Genomic DNA, 22,861 nt, shown 5'->3' on the forward strand with positions numbered 1-22,861 from the left:
ATGCAGCACGCCGATTATATTGGAGCAGTCACGGAAAGCCGTTTCCGTTTAGTAAACAGTCATTCTCAAAGCTGTTGCTGCAACTGCCTGACACTCTCTCTGAGCTCGCTCTCCAGCTGAGCGAACAGTTCGGTTGCAGGCAACGACCTCGCAAGCGCCGCGGCTTGCCCGGCCCACTGCGCGCCGTAGCCGAACTCGCCTTTCGCTTTGGCCGCAGCATGAAGCGCCTTGCCGGCGTCATACGCGATCGGGTACATGGGCGCCTGCGGCGATTTTTCGTCGCTAGCGAGTTCCGTGAACTTGTTCACCATGCTTCTCGCGAGCCGCCCGGAGATCGCGGCCGTAAAAGTCGTGTGACGTGCCGACTCGCCGAGAAGTGCACGACGGTAGCCTTCGTCGATCGATGTTTCCGGGCAGGCAACGAATGCGGTTCCAAGTTGAGCCGCCTGAGCACCGAGCGCCAGTGCCGCCGCAATCCCGGCTCCGTCCATAATGCCGCCAGAAGCGATGATCGGCAGTTTGAATTCCTTGACCAGCAGGCGCGTCAGCGCAAACGTGCCCAGCCGGTCATCGCGCGCGTGCAGGTCGAACGCACCGCGATGTCCGCCCGCCTCGATACCTTGCGCAACGATGGCGTCGACATCCGCCGCTGCAATCCGCTCAGCGTCCTTCAGATTTGTCGCGGTGGCCAAGAGCTTGATCCCGGCTTTCCTTAACGCCGCGATCACTTCGGCGGATGGCAAACCGAAATGGAAGCTGACAATCGCAGGCTTCTCCTCGAGGAACACCTCCAGCATGGCCGGGTCGGCCAAGAAGCTCGTGTAGATCTCCGATAACGACGCGGGCGGCGTCGCCCCGTATTCCTTGAAGTGCGGCGTGAGCCAACTCAACCACTGTCGCTCGATCGCTTCGTTGGCAGTCGCCGGGCCATGACAAAAGACGTTGATGTTAAAGGGCTTAGCCGTCAGTGCGCGGGTCTCCTTGATAACCTTGCGGGCCCCTTCGGCGTTCATCGCGCCGACGCCCAACGAGCCCAGGCCGCCGGCATTGGATACCGCCGCGGCCAGCGCAGGCGTGCTAACCCCGGCCATGGGGGCCTGAATGATTGGCTTCTCGATGCTCAACAAACGCAGCAAGGTTCGATTGTCTGTCTGATTAGTCATGTCGCTTCCTTTTCACTTAAGGTTCGTTTCAAATGATAGCCGCTTCTCTACACAAAGTGCCTTCCGGTCTGAACGGACCGAAGCAGCTCTTCGTATGCGCTGCTACTGTATGTGGCACGCGTGACCAGATAGGTATCGATCGTGGCGAGTTCCTGCGTTCGCACGTCCATCGGGGCACGCTGCAAATCCAATATCGACTTGGGGCAAAGGGCGAAACAGGACCCGGCCGCCACGCAGGCTAGCATCGTGTGGTACGACGCTTGCTCCATCATCGTCCAGTCGTGATCCCCTTCTCCGTCCTTGGCCCCCAACCAGTGTTCGAGCACACTTCGATAGGTGCAACCGAGGGGAAAGGCAGCCAGCGTCGTGATCTTGAGGTCCTGCGGCCCGTTTGCGGGTGGATGGTTGGGCGGCAACACCAACAGCAGGTCTTCCGTGTAGGCGCGCGTTGCAGTCAGTCCGCGCTCGGCAAACCTTGCGCCCAGTTCGGCGCAAAACTGCAAACCGGCATCGGCCGCAAATGCGCAGTCCACGCGGTTGCTTTCCACGTCCTCAACCAGTGAGCGAGATGTGCCGATGGAAATTTCCAGCTCAACCTGTGGCCACCTGCTGTGGTAAGCCGAAAGCAGCGTAGGTAGGCGTGCCGCTGCGGTACTTTCCATGGCGCCTATGCGTAGCCGACCCATGGGGGGATCCGGATTCATGGCCTGACGCGCTTGTTCGGCCAGACTGAGCATGCGCTGCGCGTACTCGAGCAATCTGTGCCCGTTGGGCGTCAACGTCATGCGTTTACCGCCCCTTGAAAAGAGCTGAACCTTTAGCTCCTCTTCAAGCTGCTTCACACGCGTTGTGACGTTTGACTGGGCACGTGCCAGATGCCGGGCCGCGCGAGTGACACTTTGCTGCGTCGCGACGGCACAGAATATTTCCAGCGATGAAAAATCCATTTTGCCCTCGGTCAGATCCTCGCTCGGGGAGATACACACGAGGATGTTCGGTCTGAACGAACGGGCAGTCAATCGGTAGGCAGGAAAAACACCCTTTACCCAATGGAAAGACTTCAATCTGCCTGGAGTCGCTATGCGAGCTACCCCAGGCATTCAGCTCAGAAGTGACTGACTCCGCTATTACTTCGCGGTCGGCATCGCAAACTCGGCACCCTTCTCGGTGCTCTCGGGCCAGCGCTGCATGATGGACTTCTGCTTCGTGTAGAAACGCACGCCTTCTTCTCCGTACACATTCATGTCGCCGAAGAGGCTGCGCTTCCAACCACCAAAGCTGTGCCACGCCATCGGAACAGGAATCGGCACATTGATACCGACCATCCCGACCTCGATCCGGCGGCCGAACTCCCGGGCGATGTGTCCGTCACGCGTATAACATGCCACGCCGTTACCGAACTCGTGGGCGTTCACCAGTTCAACCGCTTCGGTGAAGTCCTTGACGCGAACGCATGCGAGCACCGGACCAAAGATTTCTTCCTTGTAGATGCGCATTTCAGGCGTCACGTTATCGAACAGCGTACCGCCGGTGAAGAAGCCATCCTCGTGACCCGGAACCTTAAAGCCGCGACCGTCGACCACCAGCGTCGCACCTTCTTCCACACCCAGCGCGATATAGCCTTCGACGCGTTCCAGAGCTTGCCGCGTTACGAGCGGCCCCATCTCGGCATCGGACTCCATCCCGTTCTTGACCACCAGAGTGCGGGCGCGCTCGGCCAACCCCGAAACAACCTTGTCAGCCACATCACCCACCAGGACCGCCACCGAAATAGCCATGCATCGCTCGCCGGCAGACCCGTACCCGGCGCCGATCAGGGCGTCGATGGCTTGATCGATGTCGGCGTCCGGCATCACCACCATATGGTTCTTCGCGCCCCCGAGTGCCTGGACACGCTTGCCGTGCTTGGCGCCCGTCTCGTAGATATAGTTGGCGATCGGGGTTGAGCCGACGAAGCTGACCGCCTTGACGTCCGGATGAGTCAACAAGGCGTCCACGACCACCTTGTCGCCTTGAACCACGTTGAACACACCATCCGGCAGCCCAGCCTGTTTCAGCAAATCCGCCATGAACAGCGACGCCGACGGATCGCGCTCGCTGGGCTTGAGGATGAAGGTGTTGCCGGCTGCAATGGCAACCGGGAACATCCAGCACGGCACCATGCAAGGGAAGTTGAACGGCGTGATGCCCGCGACCACGCCCAGCGCCTGCCGCGTCGTCCAGTTGTCCAGGTTCGTCGAGACTTGCTCGGTATAGTCGCCCTTGAGCAGTTGCGGGATGCCGCACGCAAATTCAATGACGTCGATGCCGCGCGCGACTTCTCCTTGAGAATCGGAAAATACCTTGCCGTGCTCTGCCGTGATGATGGCGGCCAGTTCGTCAGTGTGCTTATTCATCAATTCGAGGAAACGCAGCATAACGCGTGCACGGCGTATCGGCGGCGTATTGCTCCACTTCGGAAATGCAGCCTTGGCGCTCGCGACGGCTGCCTCCACGTCCGCGGTTTCGCCCAACAGCAGCCGGCGAGGCTGTGCACCCGTAGCTGGGTTGAAGATGGACTGAGTGCGTGCTCCCGTACCGCTCACGCGCTGGCCGTGGATGAAATGTCCGACGTCAGTGCTATCGTTGAAGGCTTGCATATCGACTCCTCTGTGGTAATTGGCGATGAAAGGAGTTTAGGAGGCTGCGAGCGAACTGGAAAGACGCTATCATTGAAATCACTGTTTTGTATTGTGAACAATGAATGTATGGACATCCGAAAGGTTGAAGGTCTCTGGACTCATCTGCACTGGCTAACCACGCTCGCCGAGCAAGGCAGCTACACGGCGGCGGCCTTGCGCCTTGGCGTGAGCAAGGCGGCGATGAGCCAACGCATTTCCGAACTGGAGCACGCCGCAGGCATTTCGCTGGTCCAGCGCACCACACGCAGCGTGCGGTTGACAGAGGCCGGGCAACGGCTCGTCGACAATACGCGGGGTCCCTTCGAACACATCGCCGCGAGCTTTGCATCGGTGCGGGAACAAGCCGGCGTTGCGCGCGGACTATTGCGCGTTACGGCACCCGTCTCATTCGCACGGCAGCAGCTCGTGCCGAGATTGCCTGATTTCCTGCGAGCGAATCCCGAGGTCCGTGTTCAGTTGGAGGTGTCCGACAGGATCAGCTCGCTGGCGGTGGAAGGATTCGATCTGGCGATACGCCATAGCGCGCAAGCGCCGGATACCCACGTCGCCTGGAAGCTCTGCGAGACACGTTCCGTGCTCGTTGCGACGCGCGCCTATCTGAGCAAACGCGGCACGCCCAAGACACCGGACGATTTCTCGTCTCACGACTGCCTGTTCTATCCGCGTTCGACGGGAGGAGCCATGTGGTCGTTCGAGCGCAGAACGGCGCGTAAAACCGCGGCTGCGCCGATCACGGTCCCCGTCACCGGGCAGTTTTCCGCGAGCAATAGCGAAGTGCTACGCGATGCGGCTCTCGATGACCTGGGGATTGCGCTGCTGCCCGATTTCACTGCCCAAGCGGCGGTCCAGGCCGGAAAGCTGATGGTACTTTTGCCTGATTGGCGCGTCACCGGCGCATTCGCCGAACAACTGCACATACTGCGGCCCTATACATCGCATGTGCCGCGCGCAGTCGGGGTGTTTGTCAGTTATCTGCGTGATAGCTTTGCCATCGGTTTTCCGATGTAACGGATTGGGCCCAGCGTCGGTGGCGGTGGTGGCGCCGGTGGTGGCGGTGGCGGCGGTGGCGGCGGTGTGTAGGCGGCACCGTCACTCAGTGCTTGGAAATACCTCTGATCTCCGTGTCGTCGGTCCCTAGCACCTGCGTCATCCACTCGCGCAAGAACTCGACCCATGTCTTGATCTTCGCGTCGAGGTACTGTCGCGACGCATAAACCGCGAAGACATTCAGCGTTTGCAGGTGATATTCGGGCAGCACCCGCACCAACGAGCCTGACTGAAACAAAGACCGGATCGCAAACGTCGGTAGCGCGCCGATTCCCATACCCGCCTGCAAGGCCGTGGCCATCGCGTCCGGAACATTCACTTTGAATCGTCCATGGGGCAACTTGAATTCATGTTCGCCGTCGACACCTTTCAGTAGCCAGCGGTCCGACGGGAACACGGGCATGGCCACCTGCAAGCACATATGGCGTGATAGATCTTCGACCGTTTCCGGCACACCGTGCTTCTCGAGGTACCCGGGAGACGCACACAAAACGCTGTACAACGTGCCCAGCGAATGCGCGATGTAGCCGGAGTCAGGCAGCGAAGTCGACGTGACCCGTAAGGCCACGTCGTAGCCATCTTCGATCAGATCGGGGACGTTCTGCGAAAGGGTCAGGTCTACCGTAACATCGGGATAACGCTCTTGGTAGGCCGCGATGGCGGGCACCACATAGTTTTGCCCCAGGCTCGACATCGCGTGAACCTTCAGCGTTCCGACCGGCTGTGCATGCGCGTTCGACGCCTCGGCCTCGGCTTCCGCCACCGCCGCGATGATGGCGTAGCACCTCTGCAGATAGCGCTCGCCCGGCCCCGTCAGTGCGATGCGCCGGGTCGTGCGGTTCAGCAAGCGCGTACGCAGATGAGTCTCGAGCTCGGAAACCAACCGGGACACGTAGCCCGTCGTTGTGTCCAGTTGCTCAGCGGCCGCCGTGAAGCTTCCTGCCTCGACCACCCCAACAAAGATTTTCATGTCGCGAAACGTGTCCATGCTGCGTTAGGCCCTCAACGGTTGAACCACCAACGACATTCAGGAATCCGATTGTAGCCCTTTGCGAAAATTGGTGGACGATCGTGCGGGGCAAGTCCGGGAAGGTATTTCGCCGAGACCGAACGCCATTTTTTCCCCACAAGAATCAATGACTAGAGAAAATTATTCCGGCGCAACAATGCTCTGCGGGAGGCGACTCGCTCACGCTGGAAGACAGCGCCTGCGCTAACACTGTAGGTCGATATGCGCCTACGTACGTACCGTGTGACTGTGTTGGAGTCGGCGACAAACGCTGGGGATCAACCCGATTTGTTCTCGCCACGCACAACTGTTTGTCCATGGCGGGTATACGAACTCTGCGCCAACACGCCTAGATTTAGCACCTATCGGCGCCATCGGTCCGATCGGCAACAGAGCCGAATCCACTTATTTCGAGGTTTATCATGAGCACAGCACAAAAAGTCGTCGTCGTTACTGGTGCGTCACAAGGCATAGGCGCTGAGTTGGTCAAGGCTTTCCGCAAGCTCGACTACCGCGTTGTCGCAACGGCACGCAGCATCAAGCCGTCGGATGATGCGAACGTTCTGACCGTAGCCGGCGATATCGGCGATCCGGCGGTCGCTCGTCGCGTGATTGCCGAAGGCGTGGCACGCTTCGGCCGCATCGACACCTTGGTCAACAACGCAGGCATCTTCATCGCCAAGCCCTTCACCAAGTACACCGACGAAGACTACGCGGCGATCACCGGCGTGAACCTCAACGGCTTCTTCCACCTCACGCAGCTCGCAATCCCCGAGATGGAAAAGAATTCGAGCGGCCACGTGGTCACCATCACGACCAGCCTGACCGACCACGCTATCAACGGTGTTCCGTCGGTACTGGCATCGCTGACCAAAGGCGGTCTGAACTCGGCCACGAAGTCCCTCGCAATCGAATACGCGAAGGCTGGCATACGCGCGAACGCCGTCTCGCCGGGCATCATGAAGTCGCCGATGCACGCGCCTGAAACCCACGCGGCGCTCGGAGCTCTGCACCCGATGGGCCACATGGGCGAGATGAGCGATATCGTGCAAGCTGTGCTGTACCTGGATTCGGCGCCTTTCGTGACCGGTGAAATCCTGCACGTCGACGGCGGCCAGAGCGCAGGCCACTAAGCAGTCACGGGTCAGCGGCCGCGACGTCCGTTGATAAGGCGTCCGATAGGCCATTGCATGGGAGATCGCATAGGTCGTCCCATTCGGCCACTGATCACCCTGCACCACCGGGCGCCGCTAGTCGGCGCCCTTTTTGTCGATCGCGATTTTCCACACCGATCATCGATGTGGTGCAAGCCTCAGGCGGTCTTCAACCTGCGATCTTCGCGATGCTCCAGCCGGTGCAAAGCCGGGCTCGCGTGTTCGGGAACAGGTTGAGCCGGCGCGCGAAAGAACTCCGCACAAAAATCCACGAAGGTCCTAAGCCGTGCGGGTAGCAGTTCGCGGTGCGAATAGAAGAGACAAATCTCGACGCTACTGTCCGACGTAGAACACTGCGGCAAGATGTGCGTGAGGTGCCCCAAGGCGATGTCCTCACGAACCATGGCTTCAGGCAACGTGGCGATACCGGTCCCGGTGAGCGCCGCGGCCCGCAGCAGCACTTCGTTGCCGTCCAGAGACGACATGGGAAACACGCTCACTCTTTTTCCGTCCTCCAATAACTCGATGAAATCGGAGTCCTTCTGCCTCGACTCGGGGTCCAGCAGCAGGAAGTGATGAGTTAGTTCCGACGCCGCTTCGGGTGTACCGTATTGTTCAAGATAACCGGGGGCTGCAACGAGGATGCGCGGCGACTTCGATAACGTGCGGCGTATCACCGCCGATTGCTCTACCAGATGAGGCGGAAGTATCGCCATATCGAATCGGCCGTCATACAGATTCACGGTTCCGTCCTGCACGGAAACCATCAAATTCACATTCGGGGCGATGGCGTGATAGCTGAGCACCAGTCGGGTGAAGGTTTCGCTCACCAGCATCGGGTGCACAGCGAGCCGTAGCCTGCCACCGTCGACTTCCCTCTCCTGCGTGATGCGGCGATTGGCTTCGTCGAGTTCTTCCAGCAGACGGCAGCAGCTCAGATAGTACGGCTGTGCCGCTTCGGTCAACGACACGGACCGCGTTGTCCTATGCAGGACCCGCGTATGGATGCTCGCCTCAAGCTTGGCGATCGCCTTCGAGATGGAGCCGGTGGTCACGCCCAACGACGCCGCGGCCTTGCTAAAGCTCCGATGTCGGGTGGCCGCAACAAACGCCCGCAACATGTAAAGCTGGTCCATCTCCTACCTCACTGACAGATTATTGATGCCGCATGTAGTAACAAGTCACGTAGGAATAAGGTTAGCAATGTTTCCAGATCACACACGCGGTTTGTGATGATAGGTGTATCGCTGGAACAGATAGGGGCACCCTCTATCGCCTCGCCCACAAAGGCCAGAATCCCGTCGGCTAATCTCCCTCACAGATAGCCAGGATGCGCGCCACGCCATCGGCGTTGGCCGCTGGGGCGTGCTGTTACAACCTTGAACTAGCTCGCGTGAGCAACTACATTGGTTAAGCATGCCCCGTTCATTCGTTCAGAGAATATTCCCGTGAAGAAAATACTTTTAGCGAGTGCTATTGCGGGCACGGTTTCGATTAGCGCGCATGCACAGAGCAGCGTGGTGCTGTACGGCATCATCGACGAAGGCGTGCAGTACAACACCAACGCCAAGAATGTCGTGAACGGCACCAACGTGGGCGGACGCCAGGTTACGCTCGATTCGGCCACCGGTTTGAATGGCAGCCGGTGGGGACTCAGAGGTGCCGAAGATCTGGGTAACGGTCTGAAGGCCATCTTCACCCTCGAATCCGGCATCAACGTGAGCAATGGTGCATTCGGACAAGGCGGCACGCCCTTCGGCCGTCAAGCGTTTGTCGGGTTGAGCAGCTCGCGATTCGGTACGCTGACAATGGGCCGCCAGTACGACGCCGTCGTGACCTACGTTCAGCCGGTGGCGGCGTATGGATATGTCGCTTCCTCCACCTTGTTCGATCACCCGGGCGACCTGGACAATCTGGGCAATACGGTGCGCACCAACAACGCCATCAAATATGGGAGCCCGAACTTCAACGGCTTGACGTTCGGTGCCGTAGTCAGCTTGGGTGGCGAAGCCGGCAACGTCACCGGGGGCGGCGGATATTCCGCGGGCGCAGCGTATGCCAGCGGCCCGATCACTTTGGGCGCCGGCTACAACTACTTCAAGAACCCGACCGGCACAGCCGGCACGGGCTTTTTCACCGACAACCAGAACGGTGTATCCGTACTGGGAGGTTCCTTGAATAGCGGTTATGCCGCCGCCACTTCGTATCAAGTAATAGCCGCAGGTGCCAGCTACAAGATCGGGCCGGCCAAATTCAATGTCGCGTATTCGAACACCCAATACGGCGACGCGGTGAGCGGCGGCGCAAACGCAATGTTCAACACCGCGGAAGTGGGGTTGAAATGGGAATTCAAGCAAAATCTTTATGCGGGTGCGACGTATAACTACACAAAAGGCAACAGCGTAACGAACGCCAGCGGCCAGACCCTCGGCGATCAACATTACAGCCAATTCAGTTTAGTGACTGATTACTCATTGTCCAGACGCACCGATGTCTACATCCTGGGCACATGGCAAAAAGCCTCGGGTACCAGTTCGACCGGCGCCCCCGCCGTGGCGAACATCGGCAACCAGGGCGATTCGTCAAACAATCACCAGGCTATTGTGCGGCTGGGCCTACGACACAAGTTTTAAGCAGTTATAGAGTGCGCCGTCACGCGGGAGCGTTCGCGACCCAATAGATTAGGGGCGCGGGAACCGCGGATCGATGCATGGCCCAAGCCACCATCGGACGCGATACGAGAACATGAGAAAAGGAACACCGTGAAAATTGCCAGCATAGAGTCCATCCCCTTGCGAATACCCTTCACCTCGGGTGGCCGGTCCGATGCGGGAGCGTGGGGTAGCGCAGGTCTGCAAACAGTCGATTCGCTGATCGTCAAAGTGACGACCGACACAGGGGTAGTGGGTTGGGGCGAAACGTTTGGCTTTATGTCCGTTCCCGGCGCAAAGGTCGTGATCGATTCCTTCCTCGCCCCCGATGCGATAGGTCGGGATGCAACGCAGATTGAAAAGTTGATGGTCGATCTGCAGAAGAAATTCCACATCTTCGGGCGCAGCGGTGCCTTTATCTACGGGCTCTCCGCGATCGACATCGCGCTTTGGGATATCGCCGGGAAGGTCGCGGGCCAATCGGTCCATCAACTGCTCGGAGGTAGCGACGCAACCTCGCTGCGCTGCTACGCCAGTCTTATCCGGTATTCCGATCCCGAACTCGTCAGAGAGAACGTCTCGCGTGCGCTCAAGAGTGGCTACAGTCATCTCAAGTTGCACGAGATCAACCTCGATTGCGTACGTGTCGCTCGCGAAACCGCAGGCGATGACATTGTGATCACGCTCGACGTCAATTGCCCATGGTCCGTGCGCGAAGCGCTCGACATGACGAACAAGCTGCACGAGTTCAACCTCCGTTGGCTCGAAGAGCCTGTCTGGCCGCCAGAAAACTACTCGGGGCTTGCGCGGGTGCGACAGGAGGGGGGCATTCCCGTCGCCGCCGGCGAGAACGCGTCGACGTTGATGGATTTTGAACATATGCTTGAGGCGAAGGCCGTCGACTTCATTCAACCGAGCCCGGCCAAAATGGGCGGTCTCACAGAAATAAAAAAAATCTTCGCGCTAGCCAACGCCCATAACACCACGGTGATGGTGCACACCTTCTATGACGGTCCGGGCCTGCTGGCAGGCGTGCATGCGAGCGCGGCTCTGGGCGGTCCAGGTGCGCTCGTCGAATGGCGCTACTTCGACCTGGAAGCGCAGCTCTATGGCGACGCGATCATCCCGAAGAACGGAGCAATCGCAGTACCTCAAGGCCCAGGGCTCGGCCTTGAACCGGACGCGGATGTCATCCGCGAATACCGCGTGGCCTGAACGCGCCGCCTGCGTGAAAATTAGCGAGCCACTCAACAGCGCCCTATTCCACGACAGACAGGCAAGCGGCTCCCGGGCCTGAGAGACATATTGCGCAGGCATGGGTCCTGCAATGCGACGGCTGCGGTAATCGTTGATCTAAAGGAGTACTAACGTAATGCTGGATAAGATCGTAGGGCCCCTGGTGCCCGTGGCCTTAGTCATTGCTCTCGGTTACTTGGCAGGAAAACGCGGCAAGCTTACCCATTCCGACAGTTTGCTGATCACCCGTCTGATTCTTAACTGGATTTTCCCCGCTCTCTTGCTGGTCGGCATGGCCAGCACGGCGCGTTCGCAGTTGCTCGATTACCGGCTTATCATCGCAACGTTCATTGGCTTGATGGGCATGTATGCCATAGGCATAGCGATCGGATGGCTACGCTTTCGTGAGCTGAAAACAGCAACGCTGAAGGGCTTCGTATGCGGATACCCCGATGCGGCATTCATGGGCATCCCCATTCTGCAGGTCATGTATGGGCCAAGTAGCCTGTATTCGATACTGGTGCTCAACGTGATCGCAAGCCTCGTCATGATTCCGCTGACTACGGTGCTACTCACGATAGCCGGTGGAAAAGGAAGTGGCACGAAAGCGTTCATCTCAAGCGTATTGGGTGCCGTTCGTCGGCCGCTTTTGTGGGCTCCCGCGATCGGCATCCTGTGCTCCCTGTTCGCCATCAAGCTTCCTGCCGTGGTGGCGGATGCTCTTAACCTTCTTGGGAAGGCAACGCCGGGGGTTTCGCTGATGTGCCTCGGACTTATCATGTCCTCTGTGAAGTTGAAGCTTTCCGGCGAGATCTGGTCGAATGTCGGGCTCAAGTTGGTGTTGCACCCGGCACTGATGTACGCCGCAATCGTGCTCCTCTCGATCAAAGGCATCTATGCACAGCAGATGATCCTGCTTTGCGCACTCCCGTCCGCAACGATGACGGCGATGTTTGCCAACGACGCGGGCGTATATCAAAGCGAGGCGGCCACCTCGGTTCTCGTCGACACGGCGCTGTCCATCATCACCTTCTCGGCCGTCATCTATCTGATCAATGGCGGTCTTGCCGCAGCCTGAGAACGCTTTTCAATCAGGCCAAGGCAACCGCGTCGGCGCGAGCCAGCGCGGATTCCTCGCGAATCAGACTGAGCACATGGCGCTTGGCGTCGTTAAAGGCTTGCGAGGTGGAATCGCGCGGCCTGGGCAGCGTAACGTCGATCAACTCCCGGATGCGGCCCGGGCGGTGCGTCATGACTGCGACCTTGGTCGCTAGAATCAGGGCTTCATCCACGCTATGTGTGACGAACACGATAGTGCTCTCGTAGCGCTGCCACAGGGTTACCAGTTCCTCCTGCATTTCCAGCTTGGTTTGCGCATCGAGGGCGGCGAACGGTTCGTCCATCAGGATCACTGTCGGATTGAGCAGCAGTGCGCGCGCAATACCAACGCGCTGCGCCATGCCGCCGGACAGCTCGGACGGGTAATGGTTTTCAAAGCCGGTCAGCTTGACGGTATCGATAAATGGCTGCGCTGCGCGGCGCCGCTCGGCCTGACTCTTGCCTTGCAACTTGAGCGAAAATGCGACGTTGTCCCAAACCGGCAGCCAGGGCATCAGGTTGGCCTGCTGAAACACCATGCCGCGCTCGGCACCGGGGCCGGTGACCGGCTTACCGGCTACCGTAACCGTCCCGCTCGTCGGAAATTCGAAGCCTGCGATCATGTTCAACAAGGTCGATTTTCCGCAACCACTCGGGCCGAGCAGGCACAGGAACTCCTTCTGCGGCAGCTTGAGCGTGACATCGTCGATGGCCAGCATATCGGTGCCGCGCTTGCGGTCCTTGAACACCTTGACGATGCGATTCAATTCGATAAAAGACATGTTCGCTCCCTAAGCCCTGGTGCCTTGCACGGTTGCCGTATGCTGCCAGCGCAGCACGTAGTTCATCACCTGCTTGAGCCCGAAATCGGCCAGGAAGCCGAGCAAGCCGATGCTGATCATCGCAGCGATCACCAGGTCGTAACGCAGGAAGTAATACGAATCCCACAACACGTAACCGAGCCCGCTTTTGACGGCGACCATCTCGGCCGTCACGGTCAACATCCAGGCGGTGCCGATACCGATGCGCAAGCCGGAGAAAATGCTGGGCAGCGCGGCTGGTACGATCACGAAGCGCAGCAACTGGCTCTGATTCGCACCGGCCATCGCCGCTGCGCGCAACAAGTTGCGGTCTGCGGTTTTGACACCTTGCACGGTGTTCATCAAGATGGGAAAAAACGCGCCCAGGAACACCAAAAAGATCGCCGGCTTGTTGGCAATGCCAAACCAGATGATCGCCAGTGGAATCCAGGAGACCGGCGGAATCGGGCGCAGCATCTGGATGGTCGGCTCTATGGTCTTTTCGACCCAGCGCCACCAGCCGATTGCCACGCCCAGGGCGATACCCGAGACAGCGGCAACGAGGTAGCCGGCGAACACCCGCAAGCAGCTCGCGAGCGCGTCGTAAATCCATCGGCCGCTGTCGTCCTGCGCGGTCCCGGAAAAACCGAAGATCCAATCCAGCCAGGTCATCAGCACCCGCGACGGCGCCGGCAACAGCGACGCCGGCAGCACTCCGGAGCGGGAAAACACCTCCCAGAACGCCACCAGGCAGATCGGCACGACCACGCGCGATTTGGAGCGCCACAGTGACTGCATTGCTTGTTTCATCGACTACTCCAGGATAACGAGCACACCGCGGGGCACACCCGAGCCACGCTCGAGCTACGCCCAAATCAATAACCGAGTTCAACCTTGGATTTCTTGGTGGCATCCATCAGGAAGCTGTAATCCATGCTCTTGTCGATCTGACTGGACACATCGGTCGAGGTGTAGTGCAGATCGTTCATCATCGTGGCGATTGCATGGGTCTGCTGGCGGTACATCCGGTAGTCGGGGTAGGCATTCTTGAGCGCTTCGTTCGCAGTCGCCGCATCCAGGCCAGTGCCTTTGACGATACTGGCGACCCAGGCCTGCTTGTCGTTTTGCAGGTTACCCACCAGTTGCACTACCGCCGCCACCGTTTCACGCACCTCGGCCGGATGTTCCTTGATCACGTCGGAACGTGTGACGATCAGGTTGGTCAACCGCCCTGCAGCCTGGTCATACGGATAGGAGAAATGTTTGCCGACGCCGCTCATGCGGATCTTCGAGGCGAACGGTTCAACCGAGCAGATCATTTCGACCTCGCCACGCTGCAATGAGGCCGGATGGTCAGCGGGATTGGGAATGTTGATGAACTGCACATCCTTGTTCGGGTTGATGCCGTGCAGCGCCAGCTCACCGCGCATATGCAGATCTTGTGCGTTGCCGCGCGAGGCAGCAACCCGGAACGGCTTGCCCTGTGCCTTGTACTGCGCGATCAGTTTTTTCAGGCCGTCCCAGTCGTCGGCCGCAAGGGGGATGTCCTTGCCGACCAGCATTTCCGAGCCGCCGTTCACCTGACCCGATACCGCCACCAGATCGAAGCCCTTGTCCAGGCCGCTGACAAAACTCAGATACGTGACTTGCGCGATATCGACACTTTTGGATACCAGCGCCGTTAATGCGTCGCTGCCGGCCGTGAAGTTGATCGCTTCGATATTGACGTTCTTCGCCAGCGCCGGCACTAGGGCCATCGACATGCAATGGGCGCATTTGGCATAAGCGAGCTTAAAGGTCGGCGTCGACTGGGCGTTGGCGCTAGCTGTAAAGCTTAGGCCGCACACCATAAGCAGCAGCACCATGATACGGCTCAAAAAGCGGCGACACGAAATGGCATCAGACACGAGATTCTCCAAGCAACGTTTTTTAGAAAGTAGACGCGATGCATACGGCCGACGCATACCGCCGATGCAAACCGCCGACGCGGCCAGCTCATCAACCGCGATAGCCCGAGGGAAAAGCAAATTTCGATAACACCTTGTGCGCGCCCACGCGCGGACTCAAAGGCCGATGCGGTTTTGCCAGTTCGGGGCGCAGCGCCGGCAGGAACTGCCCACGTCCGGCCTGCGCGCACGGTGCGCTGCCGTCCCAGACGAGAACGCCGCGCGAGATCGTGAGCGCAGGCCAAGCCTGCATCTGCCAACCTTCGTATGGCGTGTAATCGACGTTGTGGTGTAGGTCATCGTTGTGCAGCGTGAAGGCGCGCGCCGTATCCCACACCACCAGGTCGGCATCGCCGCCGATTGCAATCGACCCTTTGCGTGGATACAGTCCATAGAGCTTGGCCGCATTGGTGGCGGTCAGCGCGACAAAGGCGTGAATGTCGATACGCCCGGTCAATACCCCTTCGGTCATCAGCAGCGGCATGCGCGTTTCCAGGCCTGGAATTCCGTTGGGCACTTGATCGAAGCTGGGCGTTTCACCCGCTACCAGCTTGCCTTCGGTGCCGGCATAGCGAAACGGCGCATGGTCCGAAGAGACGATCTGGAAAGTACCGTTTTGCAGGCCATCCCACACCGACTGGCGGTTCGCTTCATCGCGCGGCGGCGGGCTGCAGATACATTGATAGCCGCGCGCCCCGTCCTCGAGCATGTCCTCGGTCAACAACAGATACTGCGGGCAGGTCTCGGCAAATACCGAAAGGCCTTGGCCTTGCGCCCACCGAATCTGATCGATCGCTTCGCTGCCGGACACATGCACGATCAGCACCGGCGTATCGACCAACTGGGCCAGGCTGATAGCGCGGTGCGTCGCTTCACGCTCGACCAGCATCGGGCGCGACAGCGCGTGACCGATCGGTGCAGTGATGCCTTGCTCCAGCAGCGCCTGCGTAAGCCACGCGATGCAATCGGCGTTTTCGGCGTGGATCATCGCCATCGCGCCATGCGCGCGAGCCAAGGCCAGCACCTCGATCATCTGCCGGTCGTTGAGCTTGAGTGCGTCGTAGGTCATGTAGATCTTGAAGGACGTATAGCCCTCCTCGATCAGTTGCGGCAGTTCCTGCTGCAATACATAAGAAGTGGGATCGGTGACGATGAGGTGAAACGCGTAATCGATGACTGCGCGGCCGTGGGCGCGCCGGTGATACTCGTCGATCGCCTCGCGCAAAGTGCGGCCTTTTTGCTGACAGGCAAACGGCATGACGGTGGTAGTGCCACCGCACGCGGCGGAGACCGTGCCACTGGCAAAGTCGTCGGCCATCACGCTGTCGTCGCCGGTTTCCTGATCGAGGTGGCAGTGCGCGTCCACGCCGCCGGGCGTCACCAGCCGCCCCTGTGCATCGATCTCGCGCGCACCGGGCGCCAGATCGGTGCCCAGCATCGCGATGCGCCCGTCGCGCACGCCGATGTCGGCATGAAAGCGATCGGCTGCGGTCGCGATGTCGGCGTTGCGTATCACTAAGTCGAAGGCGTATGCGTCGTTCACGCGACCTCCTGGAACAGGCGGCCCCAGCCTTGCACGCGTTTAGTGTCCACACCGGTCATACGTAGTGCCTTCCACACCACTGTCGAAATGGTGTCGTAAATTGGGATCCCCAACTCAGCTTCCAGCTCTTCGACCAGCGGCGCGCCGCGCAGGTTGGTGCAGAAAATCGTGATGGCATCGGGCTGGCAGGCTGCGACTTCGCGCACCATCGCACGCAAGGTATCCGCATCCACTTCAGAGAATGAAAAATTGTCTTGTTTGTTGAGGTGGCGCTCCGCCACGCAGTCGAAGCCGGCCGCGCCGTATGTGGAGATCACCTTGGCTTGCACGTCGTCACGGTAAGGCGTCACCAGTCCGAAGCGACGCACGCCGGTCTTGGCGAAGATTTCGTTCAATGCCAGCACCGAAGTGCATGCGGGGATGCCGGTGCGCTCGGTGATGCGTTGGCACAGACGCTCGTCGGCCTCGAAGCCAAGCCATCCTGACGAGGTACCGTTCCAGCCGATCATGTCGAGTTTCGCGTCCGCCAATAGATCCGCGGCCGCCAGTATCTCGGCATCGTCGAACTGGGCCAGCGCGCGCTCGGATAGCGCGATTTCCGTTACGCGAAAGCGACCGAAATGCGCGCTGACTTCAGGCAGGCCGGCCAGCATCGCGGAAGTGACCGGTTCCAGCGTTGTGTTGGACGAGGGAGTCAACATGCCAAGCAAAGTGCGATTCGTCATAGCTCTCGAATTCTGTGGAAGACGCAGGGTCAGAGAACCAATATAAGCAATCGCTGTGCCAACAAAATATGATTTTTTTGTATACGATTTAAAACTACATCGTATGCAATGTATGGCGCGGCCAAGCGGTTTGCCGGCACGCACTCTGGAAGCTCCGAGCCACCTATACATTGGAATTGTGCTGCATCGAGCCGGTGCGGGCCATCGCTCTCAAGCACAATATAAGTGCGTAAATTCGCGTTTATGAGGCGCGATACCCGCTCACAAAACGAGCGCGATATGCGCCCATGAGGCAACACCTTTGTGTACAAAAGCGCGAGCAATGATTTAAGATTGGCCCGTACCCACTCCGTCGAGAATTACCTTGTGCCCTCCCGCTTCACTTTCGCCTTCTTCTACCGTTGCGGCGGATAAAACCGCCTTCAGCAATGACGAAATTTATCGGCGTCTGCAAAAAGCTGTGCTCGAGCGCCGTCTCGGGCCGGGCGCGCGACTCGTGGAGGACCGGCTCGCGGAAGTCTCAGGCGTCAGTCGTACGAAGATTCGCGAAGTATTGGGGCGTCTGGCACATGAAGGGCTAGTCACCTTGGTGCCTAACCGCGGCGCGTTCATCGCCAGCCCTAGCGTCGAGCAGGCACGCGATGTGTTCGTGACACGCCGCTTGGTCGAACCCGAAATGGCGCGCATGCTGTGCGCAAGCGCCACTCCCGTGCAGATCCGCGCGTTACGGCGTCATGTAAAGCAGGAAGAAGAGGCACGCGTGAAGGATGACCGGCCCGCCATCATCCGGTTGTCGGGCGAGTTCCATATTCTGATCGCGCAGATGACCGGCAACGAAATCCTGCTACGGCTGATGCGTGAGCTCACGTCGCTGACCTGCCTGGTCATCACGCTCTACGATAAGCCGAACACGCCGGCCTGCCCTCATCATGAACATGCCGATCTGATCAATGCGATCGAAGCGCGCGACGCAGTGCGCGCCTCGTCAACCATGAGCGAGCACTTGAGTCACATCGAGAACACGCTGGACCTGAGTGCGTCGCCAGCCGAGATGCCGGACATCGAAGCCATTTTCTTGTGAGGCGGCAGACGAGCGAAGTAAAAGCCCAGGCTTAGGCGCTTACTTCGCGAACAGCGATGCCATATTGGCAAACGCCTTGAACTCCATCGCGTTCCCCGACGGGTCGAGAAAAAACATGGTCGCCTGTTCACCCGGTTCGCCTTTGAAGCGGATGTGCGGTTCGATGATGAACTTGATGCCTGCGCCACGCAGCTTCTCGGCTGCGGTTTCCCACTGGCTCATCGACAGGACTGCGCCGAAATGCCGTACCGGCACGTTGTCGCCGTCGACCGCGCTGGTGTTGCGATGGCCGGTTTCTTCAGGCGACAGATGCGCGACGATCTGGTGGCCGTAGAAATTGAAGTCGACCCAATCGGGCGAGCTGCGGCCCTCCGGGCAACCGAGCAGCGTGCCGTAAAAAGCCCGTGCAGCTTCCAGGCTGTGTACCGGAAAGGCCAGGTGAAACGGTGGCATCGAATCTTGTGTAGCTTGGCTCATGAACGCTCCCGGCGTCGAAGTAGTAAAGACAAATAAGGATAGTAAGATAAGAACGATCAACTTGCGCAATCAATACGCCGGCAGGCCGTTGCAATAGCCTGACATACCGTTCTGGGACGGCGCTCATTTCCTGGTTTCAACTCTGCTTTCGCTGTATCACCTTGCTATGGTCCCCAATTCAAGGTTTATCTTGCGTTGCCCCCAAAGCAACGATGCGTGAACTTAGTTGCTCTTGCTCGATATTTTTCCCCCGTGGATGATAGTCGCAGGCACAGAGTGAACAATAAGTCGCATAGCGGAGACCACCATGTCATCGATTCAAACCCTGGATGGAACAGATCACGTCTCCGCCCTATACAACAAGCTCAACTGGCGCTTGCTGCCGTTCTTGCTGATTTGCTATATGTTTGCGTATCTGGACCGGGTCAATGTCGGCTTCGCCAAACTCCAGATGCAAAGCGACCTCGGATTTTCCGACGCGGCCTACGGTGTAGGCGCCGGTATCTTTTTCATCGGATACGTGCTGTTTGAAATCCCCAGCAACCTGATGCTGCCGAGAATTGGTGCGCGCAAGACCTTCAGTCGCATCATGATTTTGTGGGGGATCACTTCGGCCTGCATGCTGTTCGTACGCAACGTACCGATGTTTTATGGCATGCGTTTTCTGCTCGGGGTCTTCGAAGCCGGCTTCGCCCCAGGCATGATCTATTACCTCTCCTGCTGGTACGGCCCGACCCGCATGGCCCGGGCAATCGCCATCGTGTTTCTCGCAGGCCCCCTGGGCGGTATCATCGGTGGCCCGATCTCGGCGTGGTTGATGTCCAGCTTCTCCAGCGCGGGCGGCTTGGCCGGCTGGCAGTGGATGTTTTTGCTGGAAGGGCTCCCATGCATGGCGCTCGGCGTCATCACGTTTTTCTTTTTGTCGGATCGACCCGCAGACGCCAAGTGGCTGAATGCCGAGGAAAAACGCCTGCTTACGGCCGAACTCGGCCCCGCTTCCGCGAAAGACCATTCCTTCAAAGCCGTCGCGCGAGATTTACGAATCTATATCCTGGCGTTCGCGTACTTTTGCATCATTGCCTCGATCTATTCCATCAGCTTCTGGCTTCCGACGATGATCAAAGCGCAGGGCATCAACGACACCATGCAGTTGGGTTGGTACGCGGCCATCCCCTACATTGCAGCCGCATTTGGCATGTATTTTGTGGGACGCAGGTCGGACCGACTGAACGAGCGGCGCTATCACAGTGCCCTGCCCGCACTGCTTGGAGCGATCCTGCTCGCTGGCTCGATCCTTTCGGACGGCAATTTCCCCGTATCGCTGATCTTGTTCACGCTTGCCACGGCGATGATGTGGATCGCCTACACCGTGTTTTGGGCAATTCCTTCCGCCTACATCAAGGGGCCGGCCGCCGCGGGCGGCATCGCACTCATCAATACCATCGGACTGTCCGGGGGCTTTTGGGGACCCGCGATCATCGGCTGGACCAAGACGGCGACCGGCAATCTGCATCTTGGCCTGCTGGTCATGGCCTCCCTGCTGGTTATCGCCTCGCTCCTGCTGGTCACGAACAAACTGCCCTTGGACAAACGTGCCAGTCAATCGGACTGAACGCCCGCGTTGAATGTTCTTGGCGTTTATTGCATAAGTTCTTCGATGAAAGGATTGATCGCCGCGAGCCGCCCCCTATACTTCTGAAAATGACGGGCATTTCCTCCTCGCCAACGTAACAAAAGGAGTACTTATTGATGAATATTTTGATCGCAGGTTTTCAGCATGAGACGAACACCTTTGCGCCCTCGAAAGCGGCCTACCAGAATTTCTTGCAGGGCGAAGGCTTTCCCCCTCTGACACGGGGTGTCGAGGTGCTGAAGCTGCGCGACGTGAACGTGCCGATAGGCGGCTTCATCAAGGATGCCGAAGCTGCCGGGCATGCGTTGATCCCGGTGATTTGGGCCGGCGCCAGCGCGTCGGCACATGTGACCGAAGACGCATACGAACGGATTGCCGGTGAGATCGTCGAAGCGGTTAAGTCCGGTGGCTTCGATGCCATCTACCTCGACCTGCATGGCGCCATGGTTGCCGAACATATCGACGACGGTGAAGGCGAACTGCTGGAGCGAGTGCGCGCGGTGGTCGGCAGCAGCTTACCGCTCGTCGTCTCGCTTGACCTGCACGCGAACGTGACGGAAAAGATGCTGAAACACGCGGACGCGTTGGTGGCGTATCGAACGTATCCTCACGTCGATATGGCGGAAACGGGCGAACGGGCTGCGAAGATCCTGGAAACGATAACCAACGATAATCGCCCGGTAAAGCGGGCGATGCGGCGCATTCCCTTCCTGGTTCCCGTGAACGGAATGTGTACGCTCGTAGAGCCTTCGTGCGGCATGTATGACCTGCTGGCATCGCTTGAGAAAGCCGCCGCGGATTCCGCGGACTCACTTTTCTCACTGTCCTTCGCCCCGGGATTCCCCGCCGCCGATTTCCCCGAATGCGGTCCGGTGATCTGGGGATACGGCTTCGACGAGCGCGCGGTAACGCAAGCCGTCGAAACGCTCTTTGACAAGATGATCGCCCACGAGGCACAGTGGGAAGTTCGCTTCCTCGCGCCCGACGAGGCCGTGATCGAAGCCATGCGGCTCAGTCGGAACGCCCACCAGCCCGTGATCATTGCCGATACACAGGACAACCCTGGCGTAGGCGGCGACTCGAACACCATGGGCATGGTCCGAGCCCTTTTGCGCAATGGAGCGCAAGAGGCGGCCGTCGGCCTGATATGGGATGCGGAAGCAGCGGCGGCGGCGCACAAGGCCGGCGTGGGCGCCAGGATCGAGCTCGCGCTCGCGGGCCGCTCGGGCGTTCAGGGAGATGAACCGCTGATCGGGTCTTTCGAAGTGGACTATCTTTCTGATGGACGCGTGCGCTTTGACGGCCCGATGATGAATGGGATGTGGACCGAGCTCGGTCCAGTTGCCTGCCTGCGCATCGACGGCGTGAGGATCGCTGTCAGCTCGATCAAGATGCAGATGTTCGAGCGCAATCTCTACCGCATCGCGGGCATAGACCCCGAACGAATGAAGATATTGGTCAACAAGAGTTCGGTCCACTTCCGCGCGGACTTCGAGGCAAGCGCCGCCGCGATATTGGTCGCCAAGGCACCGGGCCCCATGGCGGCCGACCCTTCGGATCTGCCTTGGAAGCGCCTCGATCCGCAGATACGCTTGCGACCGACCGGGAGCTCGCTCAATGAGCGAGAGCGTATTTGCTTATGAAGCTTGCTTATGAGGTTTGCTCGTGAGGCCAGCCTATGACGCCACATTAGGGAGCTAGATCATGGATCACCTTCAATCCTTGCGTGTGTTTGTCAAAGTGGCCGAGATCGGCACCTTCACTGGCGCATCGGAAAGCCTGGATCTCTCGAGCACGGTGACCACGCGGCTGGTTGCCGCATTGGAGGAGCGTCTGCGGGTGCGGCTATTCCAGCGCACCACGCGACGCGTCTCGCTGACTGAAACCGGTCATATTTTTCTGGAGCGAGCGCGGCAGATTGTCGAGGATATCGACGACGCGGAGAACCTGATCACGGCGCAACATCAGGCGCCTGCGGGTGTGCTGCGCATTGCCGTACCGGTGGCTTTTGGGCTGCGCAATATGACCGAGTTGTTGAAAGAATCAAACAACGTTACCCCGAGGTCACGCCGCATTTGACGCTGACCGATGACACGGTCGATATCGTGGCACACCGTTTCGATGTGGTGATTGCGCCCGACGGGAACCAGCAAGGCGCCACGTTGGTCCTTCGGCGCTTCACATCGAGTCCGTTGCTACTGGTAGCTTCGCGCGAGTACATTGCGCGCAATGGCATGCCGCGCAGCGCGGCCGATTTCGCGCACCATGTCTTCCTGACGCACACCAGCGACGAACTCAACGTGAACCAACGTCTGGTCGACGAGATCGGCGGCGCTGCGCTGCGCGAAGATCAATGCATGGTGGCCAACAATATCGAAATGCTGCGACGCTTCGCCGTCGGTGGCCTCGGCATCGCCATGTTGCCGGGTTACCTGGTCGCCACGGAAATCGCCTCGGGCCAACTGGTGCGACTGCTGCCCGATCGAGTGCAGCCGCCGATCGGCATGAATCTCGTCTTCATGAGCCGACGCAACCTCGCAGCGAAGGTACGAACCTTCGTCGACTTCATGGTGGAGAAATTCGCCGCGAACCCGGATGGCGTTCCGGGCCCGTGAGG

Annotated in this window: 21 protein-coding genes; 10 read left to right on the forward strand and 11 right to left on the reverse strand. The window is 59.2% G+C overall.

The annotated features are described in order from the left end of the window. Nucleotides 1-65: 65 nt before the first annotated feature. From GSQ77_RS15655 to GSQ77_RS15665, 3 genes are all read right to left on the reverse strand, one after another. On the reverse strand, nt 66-1,163 hold the full coding sequence (locus GSQ77_RS15655) for a nitronate monooxygenase family protein (protein ID WP_158903652.1): 1,098 nt from the start codon (nt 1,161-1,163) through the stop codon (nt 66-68). 47 nt (nt 1,164-1,210) lie between these two features. Further along, a complete protein-coding gene (locus tag GSQ77_RS15660) occupies nt 1,211-2,110 on the reverse strand; it encodes a LysR family transcriptional regulator (protein ID WP_158903653.1) in 900 nt (299 codons plus the stop codon). Between the two features lie 180 nt (nt 2,111-2,290). Further along, nucleotides 2,291-3,802 carry a CoA-acylating methylmalonate-semialdehyde dehydrogenase gene (locus tag GSQ77_RS15665; protein WP_158903654.1) on the reverse strand — a complete coding sequence of 504 codons (1,512 nt, stop codon included), beginning with the start codon at nt 3,800-3,802 and terminating at the stop codon, nt 2,291-2,293. Between the two features lie 108 nt (nt 3,803-3,910). Between GSQ77_RS15665 and GSQ77_RS15670 the strand changes: the two genes are divergently transcribed. After that, complete coding sequence (locus GSQ77_RS15670) at nt 3,911-4,852, forward strand: LysR family transcriptional regulator (protein ID WP_158903655.1); 942 nt, start codon at nt 3,911-3,913, stop codon at nt 4,850-4,852. Between the two features lie 85 nt (nt 4,853-4,937). Here GSQ77_RS15670 and GSQ77_RS15675 read toward each other — a convergent pair whose 3' ends face one another. Beyond that, nucleotides 4,938-5,879: a LysR family transcriptional regulator gene (locus GSQ77_RS15675; RefSeq protein ID WP_158903656.1), complete on the reverse strand. Its 942-nt coding sequence runs from the start codon at nt 5,877-5,879 to the stop codon at nt 4,938-4,940. Between the two features lie 443 nt (nt 5,880-6,322). Between GSQ77_RS15675 and GSQ77_RS15680 the strand changes: the two genes are divergently transcribed. Then, nucleotides 6,323-7,033 (forward strand): SDR family NAD(P)-dependent oxidoreductase, encoded by a 711-nt coding sequence (locus GSQ77_RS15680; protein WP_158903657.1) that lies wholly within the window; start codon nt 6,323-6,325, stop codon nt 7,031-7,033. 179 nt (nt 7,034-7,212) lie between these two features. Here GSQ77_RS15680 and GSQ77_RS15685 read toward each other — a convergent pair whose 3' ends face one another. Then, nucleotides 7,213-8,190: a LysR family transcriptional regulator gene (locus GSQ77_RS15685; protein WP_158903658.1), complete on the reverse strand. Its 978-nt coding sequence runs from the start codon at nt 8,188-8,190 to the stop codon at nt 7,213-7,215. A 306-nt stretch (nt 8,191-8,496) separates the two neighbouring features. On the opposite strand from GSQ77_RS15685, the gene GSQ77_RS15690 reads away from it, so the two are divergent. The 3 genes from GSQ77_RS15690 to GSQ77_RS15700 all read left to right on the forward strand — a co-directional run bounded on the left by GSQ77_RS15690 (nt 8,497) and on the right by GSQ77_RS15700 (nt 12,019). After that, a complete protein-coding gene (locus GSQ77_RS15690) occupies nt 8,497-9,687 on the forward strand; it encodes a porin (RefSeq protein WP_158903942.1) in 1,191 nt (396 codons plus the stop codon). Nucleotides 9,688-9,816: 129 nt separating this feature from the next. Then, nucleotides 9,817-10,920 (forward strand): mandelate racemase/muconate lactonizing enzyme family protein, encoded by a 1,104-nt coding sequence (locus GSQ77_RS15695; protein WP_158903659.1) that lies wholly within the window; start codon nt 9,817-9,819, stop codon nt 10,918-10,920. Nucleotides 10,921-11,077: 157 nt separating this feature from the next. Next, nucleotides 11,078-12,019: an AEC family transporter gene (locus GSQ77_RS15700; RefSeq protein WP_158903660.1), complete on the forward strand. Its 942-nt coding sequence runs from the start codon at nt 11,078-11,080 to the stop codon at nt 12,017-12,019. 13 nt (nt 12,020-12,032) lie between these two features. Here the strand turns inward: GSQ77_RS15700 and GSQ77_RS15705 are convergent, their stop codons facing one another. The 5 genes from GSQ77_RS15705 to GSQ77_RS15725 form a co-directional block, all read right to left on the reverse strand. Further along, nucleotides 12,033-12,821 (reverse strand): ABC transporter ATP-binding protein, encoded by a 789-nt coding sequence (locus GSQ77_RS15705; protein ID WP_158903661.1) that lies wholly within the window; start codon nt 12,819-12,821, stop codon nt 12,033-12,035. Nucleotides 12,822-12,830: 9 nt separating this feature from the next. Next, the gene (locus tag GSQ77_RS15710; RefSeq protein ID WP_158903662.1) at nt 12,831-13,649 is read right to left on the reverse strand and encodes an ABC transporter permease; all 819 of its coding nucleotides are present in this window, start codon (nt 13,647-13,649) and stop codon (nt 12,831-12,833) included. A gap of 65 nt (nt 13,650-13,714) precedes the next feature. Beyond that, nucleotides 13,715-14,746, reverse strand: a complete 1,032-nt coding sequence (locus GSQ77_RS15715; RefSeq protein WP_254067645.1) for an ABC transporter substrate-binding protein — start codon at nt 14,744-14,746, stop codon at nt 13,715-13,717. Nucleotides 14,747-14,837: 91 nt separating this feature from the next. Further along, nucleotides 14,838-16,328: a dihydropyrimidinase gene (gene hydA, locus GSQ77_RS15720; protein WP_158903663.1), complete on the reverse strand. Its 1,491-nt coding sequence runs from the start codon at nt 16,326-16,328 to the stop codon at nt 14,838-14,840. Then, a complete protein-coding gene (locus GSQ77_RS15725; protein ID WP_158903664.1) occupies nt 16,325-17,053 on the reverse strand; it encodes an aspartate/glutamate racemase family protein in 729 nt (242 codons plus the stop codon). Before GSQ77_RS15725 ends, hydA begins: the two co-directional genes overlap by 4 nt. A 364-nt stretch (nt 17,054-17,417) precedes the next feature. Between GSQ77_RS15725 and GSQ77_RS15730 the strand changes: the two genes are divergently transcribed. Further along, complete coding sequence (locus tag GSQ77_RS15730) at nt 17,418-18,134, forward strand: GntR family transcriptional regulator (protein WP_301951158.1); 717 nt, start codon at nt 17,418-17,420, stop codon at nt 18,132-18,134. Between the two features lie 39 nt (nt 18,135-18,173). On the opposite strand, the gene GSQ77_RS15735 is transcribed toward GSQ77_RS15730, so the two are convergent. Continuing rightward, entirely contained in the window at nt 18,174-18,611 is a 438-nt protein-coding gene (locus GSQ77_RS15735; protein WP_158903665.1) for a VOC family protein, read from the reverse strand. A gap of 307 nt (nt 18,612-18,918) precedes the next feature. On the opposite strand from GSQ77_RS15735, the gene GSQ77_RS15740 reads away from it, so the two are divergent. The 4 genes from GSQ77_RS15740 to GSQ77_RS15755 all read left to right on the forward strand — a co-directional run bounded on the left by GSQ77_RS15740 (nt 18,919) and on the right by GSQ77_RS15755 (nt 22,859). Then, nucleotides 18,919-20,223, forward strand: coding sequence for an MFS transporter (locus GSQ77_RS15740; protein ID WP_158903666.1), 1,305 nt, complete (start codon nt 18,919-18,921; stop codon nt 20,221-20,223). 137 nt (nt 20,224-20,360) lie between these two features. Beyond that, on the forward strand, nt 20,361-21,887 hold the full coding sequence (locus GSQ77_RS15745; RefSeq protein ID WP_158903667.1) for a M81 family metallopeptidase: 1,527 nt from the start codon (nt 20,361-20,363) through the stop codon (nt 21,885-21,887). 61 nt (nt 21,888-21,948) lie between these two features. Beyond that, on the forward strand, nt 21,949-22,323 hold the full coding sequence (locus tag GSQ77_RS15750) for a LysR family transcriptional regulator (RefSeq protein ID WP_158903668.1): 375 nt from the start codon (nt 21,949-21,951) through the stop codon (nt 22,321-22,323). Beyond that, nucleotides 22,320-22,859 (forward strand): substrate binding domain-containing protein, encoded by a 540-nt coding sequence (locus GSQ77_RS15755; protein ID WP_254067647.1) that lies wholly within the window; start codon nt 22,320-22,322, stop codon nt 22,857-22,859. The genes GSQ77_RS15750 and GSQ77_RS15755 overlap by 4 nt, the downstream gene beginning before the upstream one ends. Nucleotides 22,860-22,861 lie beyond the last annotated feature (2 nt).

It is taken from the genome of Burkholderia sp. L27(2015) (genome assembly GCF_009765705.1).
In the GTDB taxonomy this organism is placed as follows: domain Bacteria; phylum Pseudomonadota; class Gammaproteobacteria; order Burkholderiales; family Burkholderiaceae; genus LMUX01.